Annotated in this window: 17 protein-coding genes; 4 read left to right on the forward strand and 13 right to left on the reverse strand. The window is 74.7% G+C overall.

Annotation, left to right across the window (positions count from 1 at the left end; translation table 11 throughout):
• Positions 1 to 80: 80 nt before the first annotated feature.
• From ACFOY6_RS20585 to ACFOY6_RS20595, 3 genes are all read right to left on the reverse strand, one after another.
• On the reverse strand, positions 81 to 1,298 hold the full coding sequence (locus ACFOY6_RS20585; protein ID WP_379652110.1) for an ABC transporter permease: 1,218 nt from the start codon (positions 1,296 to 1,298) through the stop codon (positions 81 to 83).
• 1 nt (position 1,299) lies between these two features.
• Positions 1,300 to 2,361, reverse strand: a complete 1,062-nt coding sequence (locus ACFOY6_RS20590) for an ABC transporter substrate-binding protein (protein ID WP_379635438.1) — start codon at positions 2,359 to 2,361, stop codon at positions 1,300 to 1,302.
• 96 nt (positions 2,362 to 2,457) lie between these two features.
• Positions 2,458 to 3,570 carry an ABC transporter ATP-binding protein gene (locus tag ACFOY6_RS20595; protein ID WP_379652111.1) on the reverse strand — a complete coding sequence of 371 codons (1,113 nt, stop codon included), beginning with the start codon at positions 3,568 to 3,570 and terminating at the stop codon, positions 2,458 to 2,460.
• A gap of 114 nt (positions 3,571 to 3,684) precedes the next feature.
• Between ACFOY6_RS20595 and ACFOY6_RS20600 the strand changes: the two genes are divergently transcribed.
• Positions 3,685 to 4,689: an enoyl-CoA hydratase/isomerase family protein gene (locus ACFOY6_RS20600; protein WP_379652112.1), complete on the forward strand. Its 1,005-nt coding sequence runs from the start codon at positions 3,685 to 3,687 to the stop codon at positions 4,687 to 4,689.
• Positions 4,690 to 4,738: 49 nt separating this feature from the next.
• Here the strand turns inward: ACFOY6_RS20600 and ACFOY6_RS20605 are convergent, their stop codons facing one another.
• The 5 genes from ACFOY6_RS20605 to ACFOY6_RS20625 are packed head-to-tail and all read right to left on the reverse strand — an operon-like array spanning position 4,739 to position 8,941.
• Complete coding sequence (locus ACFOY6_RS20605) at positions 4,739 to 5,170, reverse strand: DUF1810 domain-containing protein (protein WP_379652113.1); 432 nt, start codon at positions 5,168 to 5,170, stop codon at positions 4,739 to 4,741.
• A 53-nt stretch (positions 5,171 to 5,223) separates the two neighbouring features.
• Entirely contained in the window at positions 5,224 to 6,363 is a 1,140-nt protein-coding gene (locus ACFOY6_RS20610; protein WP_379652114.1) for a YbfB/YjiJ family MFS transporter, read from the reverse strand.
• Positions 6,364 to 6,396: 33 nt separating this feature from the next.
• A complete protein-coding gene (locus ACFOY6_RS20615; protein WP_109516606.1) occupies positions 6,397 to 6,678 on the reverse strand; it encodes a hypothetical protein in 282 nt (93 codons plus the stop codon).
• Positions 6,679 to 6,736: 58 nt separating this feature from the next.
• A complete protein-coding gene (locus ACFOY6_RS20620; protein ID WP_379652115.1) occupies positions 6,737 to 8,215 on the reverse strand; it encodes a sensor histidine kinase in 1,479 nt (492 codons plus the stop codon).
• Between the two features lie 45 nt (positions 8,216 to 8,260).
• Positions 8,261 to 8,941 (reverse strand): response regulator transcription factor, encoded by a 681-nt coding sequence (locus ACFOY6_RS20625; RefSeq protein WP_109516732.1) that lies wholly within the window; start codon positions 8,939 to 8,941, stop codon positions 8,261 to 8,263.
• A 256-nt stretch (positions 8,942 to 9,197) separates the two neighbouring features.
• On the opposite strand from ACFOY6_RS20625, the gene ACFOY6_RS20630 reads away from it, so the two are divergent.
• On the forward strand, positions 9,198 to 10,466 hold the full coding sequence (locus ACFOY6_RS20630; RefSeq protein ID WP_109516604.1) for an HlyC/CorC family transporter: 1,269 nt from the start codon (positions 9,198 to 9,200) through the stop codon (positions 10,464 to 10,466).
• A gap of 33 nt (positions 10,467 to 10,499) precedes the next feature.
• On the opposite strand, the gene ACFOY6_RS20635 is transcribed toward ACFOY6_RS20630, so the two are convergent.
• The 5 genes from ACFOY6_RS20635 to hrpB form a co-directional block, all read right to left on the reverse strand.
• Positions 10,500 to 11,279, reverse strand: coding sequence for an ABC transporter ATP-binding protein (locus ACFOY6_RS20635; protein WP_109516603.1), 780 nt, complete (start codon positions 11,277 to 11,279; stop codon positions 10,500 to 10,502).
• Positions 11,276 to 12,334 (reverse strand): FecCD family ABC transporter permease, encoded by a 1,059-nt coding sequence (locus ACFOY6_RS20640; protein ID WP_379652116.1) that lies wholly within the window; start codon positions 12,332 to 12,334, stop codon positions 11,276 to 11,278. The genes ACFOY6_RS20635 and ACFOY6_RS20640 overlap by 4 nt, the downstream gene beginning before the upstream one ends.
• 310 nt (positions 12,335 to 12,644) lie before the next feature.
• Positions 12,645 to 13,817: an acyltransferase family protein gene (locus ACFOY6_RS20645; protein ID WP_379652117.1), complete on the reverse strand. Its 1,173-nt coding sequence runs from the start codon at positions 13,815 to 13,817 to the stop codon at positions 12,645 to 12,647.
• A gap of 131 nt (positions 13,818 to 13,948) precedes the next feature.
• The gene (locus tag ACFOY6_RS20650) at positions 13,949 to 15,028 is read right to left on the reverse strand and encodes a S1C family serine protease (RefSeq protein WP_379652118.1); all 1,080 of its coding nucleotides are present in this window, start codon (positions 15,026 to 15,028) and stop codon (positions 13,949 to 13,951) included.
• A gap of 209 nt (positions 15,029 to 15,237) precedes the next feature.
• Positions 15,238 to 17,718: an ATP-dependent helicase HrpB gene (hrpB, locus tag ACFOY6_RS20655; RefSeq protein WP_379652119.1), complete on the reverse strand. Its 2,481-nt coding sequence runs from the start codon at positions 17,716 to 17,718 to the stop codon at positions 15,238 to 15,240.
• A 139-nt stretch (positions 17,719 to 17,857) separates the two neighbouring features.
• Between hrpB and ACFOY6_RS20660 the strand changes: the two genes are divergently transcribed.
• Together ACFOY6_RS20660 and ACFOY6_RS20665 are read left to right on the forward strand one after the other, a co-directional pair.
• A complete protein-coding gene (locus ACFOY6_RS20660) occupies positions 17,858 to 18,688 on the forward strand; it encodes an isocitrate lyase/PEP mutase family protein (RefSeq protein WP_379652120.1) in 831 nt (276 codons plus the stop codon).
• A gap of 73 nt (positions 18,689 to 18,761) precedes the next feature.
• The coding region (locus ACFOY6_RS20665) for a protein-disulfide reductase DsbD domain-containing protein (RefSeq protein ID WP_379652121.1) at positions 18,762 to 19,652 on the forward strand (891 nt) is incomplete at its 3' end.

Here is a 19,652-nt window from a genome sequence, read left to right on the forward strand (position 1 = left end):
CGCGGCGGGCGGCACGGGCGCGGCCGGGGCCTCGCGGCCGGCGATGCGCGCGGGGATGCGCGGCGTGGCGGGGCCGGCGCTCATGCCGCACGCATCCGCGAGAAGCCGACGAGCCGGCCATACACCGCCAGGATCACCGCCACCGCCGCCAGGATCAGGCAGGAGAGCGCCGCCGCCATCCCCCAGTTGACCGTGCGGGAGGCGTAGAAGGCGACGAAATAGGGCAGCATCTGGTCGTTGGCGCCGCCGAGCAAAGCGGGCGTGACGTAGAAGCCCAGCGCCTGGATGAACACCAGCAGGCACCCCGCCCCCACCCCTGGCAGGGAGAGCGGCAGCGTCACCCGCCAGAAGGCCAGCGCCGGCGCGGCGCCGAGCGAGACGGCGGCGCGCGGCAGCCGCCAGTCCAGCGACTTCAGGCTGGCATAGATGGGCAGCACCATGAAGGGCAGCAGGATGTGCACCATGGCCAGCAGCACGGCGCCGCGGTTGAACAGCAGCGGCAGCGGCCCGGAGGTCAGCTGCAGCGCGCCGAGGGCGGCGTTCACCACCCCCTCGCGTTGCAGCAGCACCATCCAGGCGGCGGTGCGGACGATCAGGCTGGTCCAGAAGGGCAGCAGCACGCCGGCCATCAGCCAGGGCACAGCGCGCGGCGGCGCGGTGGCGATCAGCCAGGCCAGCGGGTAGCCGACGCCGAGGCAGATGAGCGTGGCCAGCAGCCCCATCCACAGGGTGCGCCAGAGGATGGCGCGGAAGATCGCCTCGTCCGGCGGCGCGGTGGCGAGGCTGCCGGTGGCGTCCCGCTTCAGGTCGAGCACCGCCAGCAGGTTGAAGTCCGAGACCGGGCCGCCGGCGCGGCGGATGGCGCCCCAGGGGGCGATGCCGCCCCACTCCTCGCTGATCGCCAGCACCGCCGCGCGCGCCCCGCCCTCGAAGGGCTGGGCCACGCGCCGGGCGGTCATCGGCAGCAGGGAGCGGAAGCCGGGCAGGTCGGCGTTCAGCCGCGCCGCGGCGCGGGCGATGCCGCCGCCGCCCGCCTGCTGGTCGCGCGCCCGCGCTTCCCGCAGGTCCTCGACCAGCGCGGCGAAGGCGGGCTCGCCCGGCGGCGCCGTGCCGTCCCAGGCCGAGAGCGCGGCCAGGGTGCGCGGCAGCACCGGCGCCACCTCGCCCTCCTGCACCGCGCGGAACAGGAAGGCGCCGATCGGCAGCACGAAGACGCCAAGCAGGAACAGCAGCAGCGGCGCCACCAGCGCCGCCGCCGCCAGCCGCGCTTTCAGCGGCGCATTCGTCCCTTGGGCCAAGTCAGCGCGAGACCCAGTTGTTGAAGCGCTGGTTCAGCTTGTCGAGGTTGTCGAGCCAGAACTGGTCGTTCAGCTGCAGCGCGCCCTCGGCATTCTCTGGCGCGGTGGGCAGGTTGGCCAGCACGGCGGGGGCGAGGTTGGCGTTGGCGCCCTTGGCCGTCACGCCATAGGGGATGCGCGGCGGCAGCCCGGCCTGGACATTGGGCTGGCCGACGAACTTCAGGAAGTCGAGCGCCGCCGCCTTGTTCGGGCTGCCCTTCATGATCACCCAGGAATCGAGGGTGAAGACGTTGCCGGACCAGGCGATGCCGAAATTGCGCCCGTCATTCTGGTTGGCGGCGCTGATGCGGCCATTGTAGGCGTTGGTCATGGCGACTTCGCCGCTGGCCAGCAGCTGCGGCGGCTGGCTGCCGCGCTCCCACCAGATGATGTCCTGCTTCAGCGTGTCGAGCTTGCGGAAGGCGCGGTCCACGCCGGCGCTGGTGCCGAGCAGCTTGTAGACCTCGCCCGGGGCCACGCCATCGGCCAGCAGCGCGATCTCCAGCGTCACCTTCGGGCCGCGGCGCAGGCCGCGCTTGCCGGGGAACTTCGCCGTGTCGAAGAAGTCGGCCCAGCTGCGCGGGCCATTGGCCATGCGCGCGCGGTCATAGGCCAGCACGAAGGAATAGAGGATGTTGCCGACGCCGCACTCGCTGACGGCCTCGGGGATGTAGTGCTCCCGCCCGCCGATGGCGGCGTAGTCCATCTTCTCGAACAGCCCCTCCTCGCAGCCGAGCAGCAGCTCCTCGCTCTCCACCTGCACCAGGTCCCAGTTGTTGGCGCCGGACTGGATCTTGGCGCGCAGCACGCCGACGCCGCCATCCCAGGTCTCCTCCAGCAGGCGGGCATTGCCCTGCTGCTGCCAGGGGCGGAAGAACACCTCGCGCTGCGCGTCCTGGTAGGCGCCACCCCAGGAGACGATGGTCAGGTCCCGCCCCTGCGCCTGCGCGGCGCCGCCCGAAAGACCCGTGCCCAGCAGGCCAACACCCAGCGCCAGCATGGCGCCGAAACCTCTCCGCAGCATCGTCTTGCTCCCCTGGCCGGGACCGCCGGCTCTCCCGCCGCGCAGCCTAGGCCAGGACGCGAAGGGGTTGAAGGGCAAAGGCCTCCGCCGCGCCTCTCAGCCTTCCGCGGCGAAGGCGTGGGCGTGCGCCGGATCCCACGCCACCGAGACCAGCGTGCCCGGCTCCGGCAGCATCCCCGCCCCCACGGGGCGCTTGGCCACCACCTCGGCGCCATCGCCCAGGCTCAGGCGCAGCCGCACATGGTCGCCCTGGAAGATCACCTCGACCAGCCGGGCGGAAAGCGCGTCCTCCCCCATCTCGGAGGCGAGGATGGCGGCCACCGCCACCCGCTCCGGCCGCACCGCGACGAGGCAGCGGCTGCCGGGCGCGCCGGCATCCACGGGACGCGCCAGCACCTCGGTGCCGCTGTCGAGCATCACCCGGATGGCGCGGTCCCGCCCCTCCCCCTCGGGTGCGCTCCGCACCACGCCGGGCAGCCGGTTGTTCTCGCCCACGAAGCCGGCGACGAAGGCGTTCTCCGGCTGCTCGTAGAGGCGGCGCGGCGCGGCGAGCTGGCGGATGCGCCCGCCCTCGAACACGGCGATGCGGTCCGAGAGGGTGAGCGCCTCCTGCTGGTCGTGCGTCACGTACATCATGGTCAGGCCCAGGCGCTGGTGCAGGGCGCGGATCTCGTACTGCATCTCCTCGCGCAGCGCCTTGTCCAGCGCGCCCAGCGGCTCGTCCAGCAGCACGATGGGCGGCTCGAACACCATGGCGCGGGCCAGCGCGACGCGCTGCTGCTGCCCGCCCGAGAGCTGGGTGGGCCGCCGTTCGCCGAAGCTCTCCAACCGCACCATGGCCAGCGCCTTCCGCACCCGCTCGGCGCGCGCGGCCTTGGGCACGCCGCGCACCTCCAGCGGGAAGGCCACGTTCTCCGCCACGCTCATGTGCGGGAACAGCGCGTAGGACTGGAACACCACGCCGATGCCCCGCCTGTGCGGCGGCAGCCGCGCGATGTCCCGCCCGCCGAGCAGGATGCGCCCCTCGCTCGGCATCTCGAAGCCGGCCAGCAGCATCAGCGTCGTCGTCTTGCCGGAGCCGGAGGGGCCGAGCAGGGTGAGCAGCTCGCCCTTCTCCACCTCCAGGTCCAGCCGCTGCACGGCATAGCCGGAGGCCGCCGCGCCATAGGCCTTGCGCACGCCCTCGAAGCGGACCAGCGGCTCCGCCATCCTGTTCATCCCCCGTGCTTCGTGCCTACGGCGCTGCATTCCCGCCGGCGGGCGGGTTGTCAACCGCGCGCCATGCCGCGACCCTGCGCCGCACAACCGAACGGAGGATCGTCGATGACCCAAGCCGAAGCCAGCCTGATCATCCGGCGGGAGGGCGCCGTGGGCCACCTCACCATGAACCGCCCCCGCGCCCTGAACGCGCTGGACCTCGCCATGATCGACGGCTTCGCCGCCGCCCTCGCCGAATGGCGGGACGCGCCGGAGGTGCGGATGGTGCTGCTGGAAGGCGCCGGCGACCGTGCCTTCTGCGCCGGCGGCGATGTCCGCCAGGTGCGGCAGGACGTGCTGGACGGCCGCTTCGAGGCGGTGGAGGCCTTCTTCACCCGCGAATACGCGGTGAATGCCGGCATCGCCACCTTCCCGCGTCCCTGGGTCAGCCTGATCGACGGCGTGTGCATGGGCGGCGGGCTCGGCGTCTCGGTGCATGGCAGCCACCGCATCGTCACCGAGCACGCCCTGCTGGCCATGCCGGAGACGGCCATCGCGCTCTTCCCCGATGTCGGCACCAGCTACGTGCTGCCGCGCCTGCCCGGCTCGCCCAGCGGCGCGATGGGGCGCTGGATCGCCCTCACCGGCGCCCGGCTGAAGGGCGCCGAGGCGGTGGAGGCCGGGCTCGCCACCCATTTCGTGCCGCGCGAGAAGCTGGCTGCGCTCCGCGCCGCCCTGCTGGAGAGCGGCGACGCCGCGGCGGTGGAACGCTTCGCCGAGGCCGTGCCGGAGGGGCGCATCGCTGGGCTCCGCCCGGCCATCGAGCGCTGCTTCGGCCATGCGGACCGCGCCGGCATCGAGGCGGCGCTGCAGGCCGAAGCCACGGACTGGGCGCGCGAGCAGCAGGCCATCCTCGCCCGCGTCTCGCCGACCAGCGTGGCGGTGACGCTGGAGCTGCTGGAGCGCGGCGCCAGTCTCGACCTGCCCGGCTGTCTGGAGCAGGAGCTGGTGCTGACCCGCAGCGTCACCCGGCACCCGGATTTCGCCGAAGGCGTGCGCTCGGTGCTGGTGGACAAGGATGGCAAGCCGGCGTGGCAGCCGCTCCGGGATGTGCGGCCGATGTTCGCGTGACAGGGAAGGCCGGGGGAAGGAATTCCCCCGGACCCCCATCTTCTTTCTGTCAGTTTTCCGGGGGGAGCGCGGCCAGGGTGCGCGCGTCGCGGGCGCCGCCATAGAACCGGTCCAGCGCGGCGGCGAAGGCGGGCTCCGCCGGCGCCGCCTGCGCGAACAGCGTCATGCTGGACTGGAACTTCATGTCGTCCGGGCTGCCCAGGATGTCGTGCGCCGAGCGGCCCGGCACGGCGTTCATCAGCGCCGCGCAGTCCCGCAGCCGGGAGCCGAGCACGGGATGGGCCAGATAGGCCCGCGCCTCCGCCAGCGAGGCGATGCCGTAGCGCTGCGCCATGCCGCTATGGCCGAGGCCGCGTAGCTGTGGAAAGACGAACCACATCCAGTGGCTGCGCTTCTGGCCCGCCGCCAGCTCGCGCCGCACTTGGTCGATGACCGGCGCCTGCGCCTGGACGAAGCGGTCAAGGTCGAACGGATCTGCCATGGCGAGAGATTGGGCGGCGGGCGCCCGGCCGGGAAGCGCCCTGCCCCGCACGATCAGGCGAGGCGCTGCCCTGCCCAGGCCACCGCCAACGCCGCCGCCGAGGCCAGCAGCCCAGCGCCGAACACCGCCGCGTGGCTGTCCCCCGTGGCGTGGAACAGCGCGGCCAGGGCGAAGCCGGTCACCGCCTGGGCCAGGGCGTAGATCACCGTGGCCCGCGCCCAGAGGATGCCGGCGGCGGGGCCGCCGATCTCGCGCGCCGCCGCCAGGGCCACGGCGCTGGCGCCGACCCCGGCGAAGCCGATCAGGGCCGCCGCCAGCAGCGCCGCGCCGGCGCCGGGCAGCAGGCCGAGGCCGAGCGCCGCCACCTGCGCCGCCATCCACAGCGTCAGCGTCCGCCGCCCGCCGATGCGGCCGGCGAGCCGCCCGCCCAGCAGCGTGCCCGCCGCGGCGCCCAGCCCGAACAGCACCCAGAGCAGCGCCGTGGCCGCCGCCTCCAGCCCGCGCCCGCGCACGCCGAGATCGGCGAGATAGACCATCGGCGGCACCATGCCGGTGGCCGAGAGCAGGTAGGCCAGCAGCAGCGCGCCGGCGCGCGGCACCGCCTGGCCGGTGGGCAGGCGCATGGTCTCGGCGGCGGGCGGCGCCGGCCAGTGGCGCCGCAGCCCGAGCCAGACCAGCAGCGAGAGCAGCCCCAGCCCCACCCAGGCCAGCGGCAGCCCGCCCGGCACCAGCGCCGGCACCGCCAGCGCCCCCAGCACCACCCCCGCGCCGATGCCCGCCACCACCATGCCGGTGGCGGCCGAGCGCCGCGCGGGCGGCAGCACCGCCTGCACCGCCGGTCCGGCCAGCGACATCAGGATGCCCCCCGCCAGCCCCGCCAGACCGCGCCACAGCGCCAGCCAGAGCAGCCAGCCCAGGCCCGGCCCGTGCAGCGCGCAGGCCAGGAAGGAGAGCACCACCAGCGCCATGCCGGCATCCAGCGCCGCCGGCACGCCGAGGCGCCGCCCCAGCGCCCGCCCGCCCAGCGCCCCCGCGAGATAGCCGGTGAGGTTGCAGGCGCCGAGCAGCCCGGCCTCGCCGCCCTCCACCCAGCCCGCCGCCACCATGGCGGGAAACAGCGGCACATAGGCGAAGCGCGCCAGCCCTATGCCGGCACAGAGCGCGCCCGCCCCCGCCAGGGCCGTGCGGATCATGGCGCCCGGGCCGGCCGGCCAGGGGCCGCGCGCTCAGGGATGGGACGGCTTGGGCATTGGCGAAAGGTCTTGGGCCGCGCGCAGCGCCCGGCGCAGCTTGGCCACGCCGGTGCGGACATGCCCTGCCTCGCACAGCCGCCTCCCTTCCAGGGCGAGGCCGCGCGCGGCGTCCTGGCGGGTTCTTGGCAGGCGCGAGAAGCGGGCGGCCAGTTCATCGCAGTAGGCCAGCCCCGGCGAGAGCAGCCGCAGCTCGGCGCCGGCGGCCGGCATGGCGGAGAGCAGCATGGCCAGCAGGCAGGGAAGGCGGAGGAACATGGCCGCCAATCTGGGAGCGTCCCCCCTGCCCGGCGATGGGCGCGGCATGAAGCATGGGTCATGCGCCAGAGGAGAGGGCGCCAGCGGAAAGGGCATTGGCGGAAAGGGCATTGGCGGAAAGGGGGCTGGCGGGAAGCTGGAACAGCACGGCCAGCCCCGGCCGCTGCGGCGGCCCGCCGGCATCCTCGAACCACAGCGCCCCGCCATGCAGCTGCACCACCGCCCGCACCAGCGAGAGGCCGAGCCCCGAGCCGGGCGTGGTGCGCGCCGAATCGGCGCGGAAGAACCGCTCCCCCACCCGGCCGCGGTCCTGCGCCGAGAGGCCGGGGCCCTCATCGGCCACCCGCACCAGCACCCACTCGGACTCGCGCTGCGCGGAGAGCGTGATGTTGCCGCCCGGGACGGTGAACTTCACCGCATTGTCCAGCAGGTTGGCCACCACCTGCAGCAGCAGGTCGCGGTCGCCCACCAGGGGCAGGCTCGCCGGCCAATCGGTGTTCAGCGTCTGGCCGCGCGCCTCGGCCGAGGCGCCGTAGAGCTCGGCGGCGTCGGCCAGCAGCAGGGAGAGGTCGAGCGGCGCGAAGGCGGCGCGGCGGGCGCCCGCCTCCACCTCGGCGATTCGCAGCACGGCCTGGAACACGCGGGTGACGTTGTCGAGGTCGGCGATGCCGCGCTCGATGGCGCCGCGCAGCACCGCCGGGTCGTCCGATTCCTCCAGCAGCGCCTCCTCCAGCCCGTTGCGGGCACGGGCGATGGGCGTGCGCAGATCGTGCGCGATGGCGTCCGAGACGCCGCGCACCCCGTCCATCAGGTGGGCGATGCGGTCGAGCATGGCGTTCATGCTGGCGCCCAGCCGGTCGAACTCGTCGTCATGCAGCGAGATCGGCACGCGCTGCGAGAGGTCGCCGCCGGCGATCAGCGCGGCGGTGGTGGTGGCCGGCGTCAGCCGCCGCTCCAGCGCCCGCCGCATCAGCAGCGCGCCGAGCAGGGCGAAGAACAGCGCCGCCCCCGCCGCCCAGGCCAGGCCCTCGGTCAGCAGGTCGCGCAGGCGCTGCTTCTCGCTCACCTCGCGGCCCACCGCCAGCTTGCTGCCATCCGGCAGGTCCAGCACCAGCAGCCGCGCCTCGCCGGGGCCGGAATCGTCATGGTCGACGCTGAGGCGGTACCAGGAGCTCTCGCCCGGGCGCGGCGGCGGCAGCGCGGCGAGGTTGCCCGCCAGGCGCCGCCCGGCGGGGTCGAACAGCAGGTAGATGGAGAGGCCCTCGGCATCGAGCGCCAGCCGCTCCTCCACCGCCTCGGCCAGCACGGCCAGGCCGGAGTCGCGGCCGCGCTCGGCCAGCGCCATGGCGTCGGCGCGGATGGCGGAATCGGTCTGCCGCTCCAGCGTGCCGGCGGTGCCCCACCAGAGCACGCCGGCGAAGGCCAGCCCCGCCGCCAGGAACACCACCGCGAACAGCAGCGCGAAGCGGAAGCCGGCCGAGGAGAGCAGCCGCCAGAGCGGCCCCGGATGCTGCTGCCGGCGGCGGGTGTGGGGCATCAGGCGCCCGTCATGGCCGGGCGCGGTCACGGCACGGCGTGGCGCTCACGGCTCGGCGCGGATCATGTAGCCGGCGTTGCGCACCGTGTGGATCAGCGGCCTGTCCTGCCCCTTGTCCAGCTTCTGCCGCAGGCGGGAGACATGCACGTCGATCACGTTGGTCTGCGGGTCGAAATGGTAGTCCCACACCTTCTCCAGCAGCATGGTGCGGGTCACCACCTGCCCGGCATGGCGCATCAGGTGCTCCAGCAGGCGGAACTCGCGCGGCTGGATGTCGATCTTCTTGCCCGCCCGCGTCACGGTGCGGGAGAGCAGGTCGAGCTCCAGGTCGGCCACCTTCAGCCGCGTGGCCGGCGCGTCGACCGCCGGGCGGCGGCCCAGCGCCTCGACGCGGGCCAGCAGCTCGGCGAAGGCGAAGGGCTTCACCAGGTAGTCGTCGCCGCCCGCCTTCAGCCCCTTCACCCGCTCATCCACCCCGGACATGGCCGAGAGGAACAGCACGGGCGTGTGGTTGCCCTGGCCACGCAGCGTCTCCACTAGGCGCACGCCATCGACGCCGCCCGGCAGCATCCGGTCCAGCACCAGCAGGTCGAAGCTCTCGCCCGCCGCCATGAACAGGCCGTCCCGCCCGTTGGTGGTGTGCTCGACCGTGTGCCCGGCCTCCTGCAACCCCTTCCTCACGAAGCGGCCCACCTCGGCATCATCTTCCACCAGCAGAATTCGCATGGTGCTGCGCTCCTTGTCGCGGCGCGCCGGCCCCGCGGAAGCGGGGGGCCCCATCATGGCGCGCCGGGCCGGTCAACATGCCCCGGCCCGCTCCGCCACGCCAGAGCAGGCGCGGCAGGGCAGCCGCGATCTCCGTGCCTGCGCCACCCCTCCCTGCGCCATGGCCATCCGTGCCCCGCGCCATCGGTGCTTGCATCCAGCCCCCGCGCTCTGGCAGGTGCAGGGCTCCACCCTGCGGAAAGGACGCCAGGAAGCGATGGACGTGGCAAGTTGGGCGATGCTGGGAGCGATTCTGGCATTGCTGGTTCTCTCGGCCCTGTTCTCGGGGAGCGAGACCGCCATCACCGCCGCGAGCCGGGCCTTCATCACCCGCCGCGTGAAGGAAGGCGACCGCCGCGCCACCACCCTGGCCCGGCTGCAGGAGCGCAAGGACCGCTTCCTGGCCGCGCTGCTGGTGGGCAACAATTTCGTCAACACCACCGCCACCGCCCTGGCCTCCAGCCTGCTGATCGCCTGGTTCGGCGAGGAGGGGGTGGTCTATGCCTCGCTGGCGATGACGGTGGTGCTGGTCATCTTCGCCGAGGTGCTGCCCAAGACCTATGCGCTGCAGCGGCCGGACGCCACGGCGCTGGCGGCGGCGCCGCTGCTGGGCGGCGTGATGCGCCTGCTGGGGCCGCTCGGCGGCGCGGTGAACTGGCTGCTCAGCCACGTGTTCCGCCTGTTCGGCATCTCGCAGGTGCAGGCGCGGCGCGGCGAGGAGGAGCTGCTCGGCGCCATCGAGCTGCACGGCACCGATGAGCGCGGCGACGCGGAGGCGGCGGCGCAGGAGGAGCGCCGCATGCTGCGCGGCGTGCTGGCGCTGGACGACCTGACGGTGGGCGACGTGATGACCCACCGCGCCCGCATCCAGGCGCTCGACGCCGACGCGCCGCCCGAGGCGGTGCTGGAGCGGCTGCTGGCCGCGCCGCACAGCCGCATGCCGCTCTGGCGCCGGCGCGGCGAGGAGGTGCTGGGCATCGTCGACGCCCGCGCCGCGCTGCACGCGCTGGCCGCCGCCCGCAAGGAGGGCGGCGCGCCGGAGCTGAAGCGCTTCGCCGCCCCCGCCAGCTTCGTGCCGGAGATGCGCCCGCTGCGCGAGCAGCTGCACGCCTTCCGCGCCATGACGCCGAAGATGGCGCTGGTGGTGGACGAGTACGGCACCATCCGCGGTCTGGTGACGCTGGAGGACATCGTCGAGGTGGTGGTCGGGCAGATCGCCCAGCGCGGCGAGGCGATCATCGCCGACAACGACGCGGACGGCATCGTCGAGGTGCGCGGCGACGCCCGCCTGCGCGAGATCAACCACGCGCTGGACTGGGACCTGCCGGAGGACGAGGCCAGCACCGCCGGCGGCCTCGCCATCGCCCGCGCGCGGGGGATCCCGTCGGTGGGCACCGAGATCACGCTGGGCCGCTACACGCTGCGCGTGCTGGAACGCCGCGGCTGGCGCATCGACCGCCTCAGCATCGGCCGCAGCGAGGAATAGGGGCGGCAGCGGCCCGCCCTCCGCCGGCGGGGCTCAGAGCGGCGCGTCGGCCAGCACCTGGAGGTGGCCGTGCGAGCAGCGCTCCACCCGGGCGGAGACGCCATAGACCTCGGCCAGCATCGCCGGCGTCAGGGTCTCCTCCGGCGTGCCCTGGGCGCGCACGCGGCCCTCGCCGATCATCACCACCCGGTCGGCGAAGCGGGCGGCGAGCGCCAGGTCGTGCACCACCAGCACCGTCACCAGCCCGTGCTGCAGCGTCAGCTCCCGCACCAGCCGCATCACGCCGAGCTGGTGGCGCAGGTCGAGCGCGCTGGTCGGCTCGTCCAGCAGCAGCACGCGCGGGCGGCGCACCAGCGCCTGGGCCAGGCCAGCGAGCTGCCGCTGCCCGCCCGAGAGCCGGTCCAGCCCCACCAGCGCCAGCTCGGCGATGCCGAGCCGCTCCAGCAGCGCCAGGGCGCGCTCGGCGGCGGCGCGGGCGGAGGGCATGCCCTCGGCGGTGGGGCTGGCCTTCAGCGCGCCCACCAGCGCCTCCATCACCGTCAGCGCCACGCCCTGCGGCAGGCTCTGCGGCATGTAGGCGATGGACCGCGCCCGCCGCTCCAGCGACTGCCCGGCCATCTCCTCCCCATCGAGCCGCACCGAGCCGCGCGCCGGCAGCAGCCCGGCCAGGCCCCGCAGCAGGGTGGACTTGCCGGCGCCGTTCGGCCCGATCAGCGCGGTGATGGCGCCGCCCGGCAGCGGCTCCAGGCTCGCCTCCGCCAGGATGGTGCGGCGGCCATAGCCGAGGGTGAGCCGCTCGACCTCCAGCCTCACGACCGCCGCCCCCGGGTGAAGACCAGCGCGACGAACACCGGCACGCCGACCAGCGCGGTGACGATGCCGACCGGCACCATCAGCCCCGGCACCAGCATCTTGCTGGCCACCGAGGAGAGCGAGAGCAGCAGCGCGCCGCACAGCGCCGCGGCGGGCAGGAAGAAGCGGTGGTCCTCCCCCACCATCAGCCGCGCAGCGTGCGGCCCGACCAGCCCGATGAAGCCGATGGTGCCGACGAAGGCGACCGAGACCGCCGAGAGCAGGCTGACGCGCAGCAGCGCGCCATCCCGCAGCCGGTTGGCGTCGATGCCGAAGGAGAGCGCCCGCTCCTCGCCCAGCCGCAGCGCGGTGAGCTTCCAGGCGGCGCGGGCGGTGAAGGGGATGGCGACGGCCAGCGCCAGCGCCAGGATGCCGATCTTGGGCCAGGTGGCGCGCGCCAGGCTGCCCATCGACCAGAACACCAGCTGCTGCAGCGCCTGCTCGGTGGCGACGAACTGCAGCAGCGCCACCGCCGCGTTGAAGGCGAAGACCAGCGCGATGCCGAACAGCACCAGCGCCTCCACCCCCGCCCCGCGCAGGCGGGAGAGGCTGCGCAGCAGCAGCACGGAGAGGAAGGCGAAGAGGAAGGCATTGCCCGAGAGCAGCCATTCCTGCGGCACCCAGGGCAGGCCGACGCCGAGCACGATGGCCAGCGCCGCGCCGAGCGAGGCGGCGGAGGAGACGCCCAGCGTGAAGGGGCTGGCCAGCGGGTTGTTCAGCACCGTCTGCATCTCCGCCCCCGCCAGGGCGAGCGCGGCGCCGACCAGCACCGCCATCACCGCATAGGGCAGCCGCACATCCCAGACGATGACCGAGACGGGGCCGCTGGCGGCCGCCGGGTTCAGCAGCACCCGCGCCACATCGGCCAGGCCGAGGCGGGAGGGGCCGGTGGCGACGTCGAGCAGCAGCGAGGCGATCAGCAACACCGTCAGCAGCGCCAGCAGCGCCACGCGGCGCAGCACCAGGGCGCGGTAGCCGGCGGCGGCCCCCGCCACGGCCAGGGTGGCGCCGCTCACCGGCCGAGGCCGGGGATGGGCTCGGCACGGGCAGCGGCGCTGCCCGGCAGCGCCGGGGCGCGGAACTGGCGGAGAAACGTCAACAGGAGGCCCTTCCAGCGGGAGCGGATGATCAGTTATCCATAATCATTCGCAACTCGCAGACCAAGCCCTTCTCGCACGGCCAGGGACGGGCCAGCCATGCGCGGCACGCCCCGGCCCCTTGGGCCGGCACCCTTCCCCCGGCCCCTTGGGCCGGCACCCTTTCCCTGGCCCCTTGGGCCGGCACCCTTCCCCTGGCCCCTTGGGCCGGCACCCTTCCCCTGGCCTCTCAGGCCGGCAGCCCACCCGGTCCCACGGCGGCACGATGCCGCAGCAGGCCGCGTATCAGGCGGCGGCCCGGCAGCTCCACCAGGCGGTGCGCCAGCCAGGCCGTGCCCAGCAGCAGCCCAAAGATCACGGCCGCCGCCAGCACCGGCCCGAGCCCCGCCGGCAGCCGCGCCCCCAGCGCCTGCTCCAGCCAGTGCAGCGCGCCGGCGAACTGGTAGTGCAGCAGGTAGATGGCGTAGGAGAGCACGCCCAGACGGTGCAGCGGCGCCCAGGAGAACAGCGCCGCCGCATGGCCGCGGTTGAGCGCCAGGCACAGCACCACGGCGGGCAGCAGCGGATAGATCAGCGCGTCCGACGGGCCGAACAGCCACAGCACGGCCAGCAGCCCGCCCAGCAGCAGGGCGGCGCCATCGCTCCCCAGCCAGGCGATGCCCGGATGGCCCGCCAGCCGGAAGCCCAGCATCCCGAGCATGAAGCCCGCCAGGCAGCGCAGCAGCGGCCCCGGCACCTCGCCCGAGGAGGCATCGAGCGGGCCGCCATGCTGCAGCCCGTCATGCGCGGTGATCCAGATGGCGGCGGCCAGCATCGCCACCGCCAGCGCGAGGCCCAGCAGCGCCATCCTCCAGCCCGGCCGCAGCAGCAGCCGCACCAGCAGCGGGAACAGCAGATAGGCCGCCCATTCCGTGCTGATCGACCAGGCCGGCACCAGCGCGCTGTGGGTCAGCGACCAGGACTGCACCAGCAGCAGGTTCAGCAGGATGTCCGGCAGCGGGTCCGGCACGTTGACGGTGAAGCCGCCGCGCGGCGGGCTGAGCTGGCCATAGGCGGCCCAGGCCACCAGCAGGCTGCCCGCCAGCACCGCCCAGTAGAGCGGCAGGATGCGGGCGGCGCGGCGCAGCATGAAGTCCTTCCAGCCGGCGAGGCCGGGCGCCGCCAGGAAGCCTTGCGCATAGGTCATGGCCATCACCAGGCCGCTGAGCACGAAGAACAGGTCGACCATCAGGTAGCCCCGCCGCACCGCCATGTGCAGCGGGTCGGTCAGGCCGGGGTCGAGGGTGGCATAGAAATGGTAGGCGGTGACCGCCAGGGCGGCCACGCCGCGCAATCCGGTCAGGGCGGTGATCTCCCCCTGCGGCGGCGGAGGAAGCGCGGGCGAAGAATCTGGCAAGGGCATCAGGGCTGCCTCCGCGGCCTATATGTTCCGATCTCGGAACTATAGCGCGGCGGTAAGCTCTTCCCGCATGTCATCCCGGCAAGCTTCGGCCGCCGGGAATCACCTCCGTTTGAGCAGCGGCCCCTCTGCCCTCAGCCCGCCCCGCCGGGGCGGCGGCCCACCTGCACCGCCATCTCCCGCTGGCGCCCCTCGCGCTGCAAGGTCATGCGGATGGTCTGGCCCGGCGGCGTGCCGGCCACGCCGCGAATCAGCGCGCGGGAGGTCTCCACCCGCTCGCCGTTCAGCGCCGTCACGATGTCGCCCTGGCGCAGCCCGGCGCGGGCGGCGGGGCTGCCGCGCTCGACGCTCTGGATCTGCACGCCGCGGTTGCGGCCGCCCGGGGTGCTCTCCTCGCCGATGTCCTGCACCGCCACGCCGAGCCAGCCGCGCTCCACCCGGCCATCCCGCCGCAGCTGCTCGATGACGCCGCGCGCCAGGTCCGAGGGCGTGGCGAAGCCGATGCCGGCCGAGGCGCCGGAGGGCGAGTAGATGGCGGTGTTGATGCCGATGACCTCGCCCGCCGCGTTGAACAGCGGGCCGCCGGAATTGCCGGGATTGATGGCGGCGTCGGTCTGGATGAAGTCGTCGAACGGCCCGGCGCCGATCTCGCGCCCGCGCGCCGAGACGATGCCGGAGGTGACGGTGCCGCCCAGGCCGAAGGGGTTGCCCGCCGCCAGCACCCACTGCCCCACCCGCATGGCGCCCGAATTGCCCCAGGGCACCGCGGCCAGCGCCGCGCGCGGCTCGACGCGAAGCAGGGCGAGGTCGGTCAGCTCGTCGGTGCCGACGACGCGCGCCGGCAGTTCCGTGCCGTCCTGCAGCGAGACCACCACCCGCGCCGCGTTGCCCACCACGTGGTTGTTGGTGACGACATAGCCCGCCGGGTCGATGACGAAGCCCGAGCCCGCGCCCTGCACCTGCTGGCGGCCGCGCCGCTCGCGGAAGTAGCGCTCGAAGGGCGTGCCGCGCAGCTCGGGGGGGATCTGCGTGGTGGTCTGCTCGGAGAGCACCGCGATGTTCACCACGGCCGGCAGCACCTGCTCGGCGAGGTCGGCGAAGTCCGGCACCGTGCCACGCTGCGCCAGGGCGGCGGAGGGCGCCAGCCCGCAGGCCGGCAGCACCGCGAGGCCGGCGAAGGCGAGAAGGAGGGAGCGGCGGGGGGCGACAGGCATCGGGGTGTTCATTCCTTCATCGGCGGGCCGGTCGGGGGCGGGCCGGCGGCGCCCAGGGCAGGTTGGCGTCAGGGCGGGTTGGCGTCAGGGCGGGTTGGCGTCAGGGCGGGTTGGCGTCAGGGCGGGTTGGCGTCAGGGCAGATTGGCATCAGGGCAGGAGTGGCGGAGGCAAAATAAGCCGAACGCGGTGTTGCGCCCAATGGGGCTGCTCAGCCGGGGCGCGCCGGGTCCTGCGCCGGGTTCTCCGGCCAGTCGTGGCGGGGGTAGCGGCCGCGCATGTCCTTGCGCACATCCGCCCAGGCGCCGCGCCAGAACCCCGGCAGGTCGGCCGTGACGGCGACCGGGCGCCCGGCGGGCGAGAGCAGCGCCACCTGCAACGGGATTCGCCCGCCGGCCAGCGGCGGCAATGTGGACAGACCGAACAGCCATTGCGCCCGCGCCTCCAGCCGCGGCACCTCTCCCGTATAGTCGATGGGGGCGGCGCGGCCATTCGGCAAGGCGAGGCGCGGCGGCAGCGCGGCATCCAGCGCCTTTTGCCGGGCATGCGGCAGCAGGGCGCGCAGCATCGCCACCGCGTCCAGCGCCTTGAGCTGGGTCAGCCGCGTCAGGCCGGAGAGCCAGGGGGCGAGCCATTCGCCTGCCGTGGCGGCGAGCGCGGCGTCCGAGACATCCGGCCACTCCGCCGGCTCCAGCCCGTGCATCAGGCCGATGCGGGCGCGGGTCTGGCGGGCGGCCTCGGTCCAGTCGAGGTCGCGGAAGGCGCGGGCGGCGGCGGCCTCGGCCAGCGCCGCAGCCAGCGCCGCCGGGTCGGCATGCGGCAGGGTGCTCTCCTCCAGCACCAGCGGGCCGAGGCGCAGGCGGCGCCGCGCCACCACCGCGCCGGCGCGGGCGTCGAAGGCGGCGCCCTCCTCCCGCACCAGCCGCTCCGGGAATTTCTGCTCCAGGGCCTCGCGGGTCAGCGGCGCGGCCATGCGGATGCGCGCCTCGGTGCCGGCCAGCTCCAGGTCGGCCACCGCCAGCAGCGGCGCCTTGCCCAGCCGGTCGGTCGCCGGCAGCCGGGCGCCCTGGCCCCCGGCGGAGCCGGCGCCCGAAAGCCCGGCGAGGCGGAAGGCGCCATCCATGCTGCCACGCTTCGCCGCGATTCGGTCGGGGAAGCCAGCGGCCAGCAGCAGCCCGGCATCGCCCGCCGCCTCCGTGCCGCCCGGCACGCCGAGGCGCCGCCGGTGCAGCGTGATCGTGCGGCGGATGCGGCCCAGCGCGGCGCGGTCGGCGTTCGGGTCGTCGGCGCCGTGCAGCAGGTCGAGCCGCAGCTGGATGTCGGAGGGCGCCTCGCGGCCGCGGATCGGGTCGCGCTCCTCCAGCAGGGCGGCGAGCTCGGCGGCCAGCGCCGCCTCCGCCTCGTCCGCCGCCTCGGCCATCATGCGGGCAAGGCGGGGGTGGGTGCCGAGACGGGCCATGCGCCGGCCCATGGCGGTGATGCGCCCCTGCCCGTCCAGCGCATCGAGGTCGCGCAGCAGGGCGCGGGCGGCGGCGAGCATGCCGGCCGGCGGCGGGTCGAGGAAGGCCATCTCCGCCGGATCGCTGCCCCAGGCGGCGCAGTCCAGCGCCAGGCCGGACAACTCGCTCTCCAGGATCTCCGGCCGGTCGGATTGCGGCAGGCCACGGTGCAGGGCCTCCGTCCAGAGGCGGATGGCGACGCCCGGCTCGGTGCGCCCCGCGCGGCCCGCGCGCTGCTCGGCGGCGGCGCGGGAGATGCGCAGCGTGGCCAGCCGCGCCAGGCCGGTGGCCGGGTCGAGGCGCGGCGCGCGGCGGAAGCCGCCATCCACCACGATCCGCACCCCCGGCACGGTCAGCGAGGTCTCGGCGATGGAGGTGGCCAGCACCACCTTGCGGTTCGGCGAGGGGTTGAGGGCGCGGTCCTGCTCGGTGGGGGGCAACTCGCCATGCAGCGGCAGCACCTCGGCCTTCACGCCGCCCAGCCGCTCGGCGGTGCGGCGGATCTCGCCCCAGCCGGGCAGGAAGGCCAGCACGTCGCCCGGATGCTCCACCAGGGCGGCGCGGATGGCGGCAGCCATCGCCTCGGGCAGGTCGCGTGGCTCCTTCAGGTCGCGCGGGCGGTGATGCACCACCACGGGGTAGGCCCGCCCCAGGCTCTCGATGACCGGCGCGCCGCCGAGCAGCCGGGAAAACCCCTCGGCCTCGATGGTGGCGGACATGGCCAGCAGCCGCAGCTCCGGCCGCAGCCCGCGCTGCAGGTCGAGGCAGAGGGCCAGCGCCAGGTCGGTGTCGAGGTTGCGCTCATGCGCCTCGTCGAACAGCACCGCCGCCGTGCCTTCCAGGCCGGGGTCGGTCTGCAGCCGGCGCACCAGCAGCCCTTCCGTCACCACCTCGATGCGGGTGGCGGCGGAGACGGCGCGCTCCAGCCGCGTGGCGAGGCCCACCGTCTGCCCCAGCGGCTCGCCCAGCAGCTCCGCCATGCGGCGCGCGGCGGCGCGGGCGGCGACGCGGCGCGGCTCCAGCACCACGATTTTCTGTCCGTTCGCCCAGGGCTCGTGGCGGAGCGCCAGGGGCACCAGCGTGGTCTTGCCGGCGCCGGGCGGGGCCACCAGCACGGCGTTCGGGCCCGCGCGCAGCGCATCCAGCAAACGCGGCAGGGCTTCGGAGACGGGCAGCTCGGGCAGGGCATCCATGCCCTGCCTGTAGCGCAAGGCGGCGGGTGGCGGCCAGTTCGGGCCTCACCATGGAGGCGAGCAGGCACCTTGGCTTTCCCCGCTTGACGCCGATGGAACATTACCAGAACAATAACCACCTCACCGGAGGAACGGCCCCATGCACCCCACCCGCGAGGACAAGGTCGCCCGCTTCCGCGCGCTGCACGCGCAACCCGGCGCCTTCGTCATGCCCAACCCGTGGGATGCCGGCAGCGCCCGGCTGCTGGCCGGCCTCGGCTTTCCGGCCCTGGCGACCACCAGCGCCGGCCTGGCCTTCTCTCTCGGCCGGCGGGATGGCGCGGCAGGGCTGGCGGAGACGCTGGCCAATGCCCGCGCCATCGTCGCGGCCACCACCTTGCCGGTCTCGGCCGACCTGGAGAACGGCTTCGGCCACGCCCCGGACGATTGCGCCCGCACCCTGCGGGCGGCGGCGGAGGCCGGGCTGGCGGGCGGCGCGATCGAGGACGCCACCGGCGACCCGGCGGAGCCGATCTATGAATTCCGCCACGCGGTCGAGCGCATCGCCGCCGCCGCCGAGGTGGCGCGCGCCCTGCCCTTCGTGCTGACGGCGCGGGCGGAGAACTTCCTGCACGGCCGCCCGGATCTGGACGACACCATCGCCCGGCTGCAGGCCTTCGCCGCCGCCGGGGCGGAGGTGCTCTATGCCCCCGGCCTGCGCGAACTGGCGCAGATCCGCGCCGTCTGCGAGGCGCTGGAAGGCTTCCCGGTGAATGTGGTGATGGGGCTGGTGGGCCGCCCCTTCACCGTGGCGGAGCTGGCCGCGGCGGGGGTGCGGCGCATCAGCCTCGGCGGCTCGCTGGCCCGCACGGCGCTCGGCGCGCTGCACCGCGCGGCGCTGGAGATCCGCGACCAGGGCAGCTTCGCCTTCGCGGCCGGCGCCCTGACAGGGGCGGAGGTGGAGGCCTATATGCAGCCGCGCGAGGGCTGAGCGGCGCGGCGCGACACGTTTCGTTACCGCGACGCCCTTTCCTTCGGCACCGCGAAAAGGTTTCATTCCCTTCATGTTGCGCGCCCTGCCCCCGTTGCTGGCCCTGCTCTCCCTGGCCCTGCCCGCCCTGGCGCCGGAGGTCCGGGCGCTGGAGAGCACGCCCACGCGCTCCGAGCGCGCGCGCATGACCCTGGCCTCCTCGCTGGACGCGGTGGCGCCGGGCCAGCCCTTCCGCCTCGGGCTGAGGCAGGTGCTGGCGCCGGGCTGGCACACCTACTGGCGCAACCCGGGCGATGCCGGCACGCCGCCCGAGATCGCCTTCACCCTGCCCGAGGGCGCCAGCGCCACCGGCTTCGAATGGCCGGCGCCGGAGCGCATCCCCTTCGGCCCGCTGGTGAACTACGGCTACGAGAACGCGGTGCTGCTGCCGCTGACGGTGACGCCGCCCGCCACGCTGCGGCCGGGCGATGTCTTCACCATCGAGGCGCAGGCGAGCTGGCTGGTCTGCGAGAAGGTGTGCATCCCGGAGGAGGGCGTGTTCCGCCTCGACCTGCCGGTGGAGGCCGCGCCGCGCCCCGACCCCGCCCTGGCCGCCGATTTCCGCGCCGCCGAGGCCGCCCTGCCCCGCCCCTCCCCCTGGAACACGGCGCTGGGCTTCGAGGGCCCGCAGGGCGCGCTGCGGCTGGAGGGGCCGGACCTTTCCCCCGCCCTGGTGAAGGAGGCGCATTTCTTCCCCGGCGAATGGGGCGTGCTGGACCATGCCGCGCCGCAGCCGGTGCAGCTCGCCGAGGGCGGGCTGCGCCTCGGCCTGCCGCGCGGCGCGGCGCCGCTGCCGGCCGGCCCGCTGGAGGGCGTGCTGGTGCTGACCGATGCCGGCGGCACGCGCAGCGCCAGCAGCAGCGCCGCCGCGCCGCGCGGCAGGCCGAGGCGCAGCCCGCCCTCGGCGAGCTGCACCGGCTGCGGC

Source organism: Teichococcus aestuarii (assembly GCF_042651065.1).
GTDB classification, from domain to species: Bacteria; Pseudomonadota; Alphaproteobacteria; order Acetobacterales; family Acetobacteraceae; genus Pseudoroseomonas; species Pseudoroseomonas aestuarii.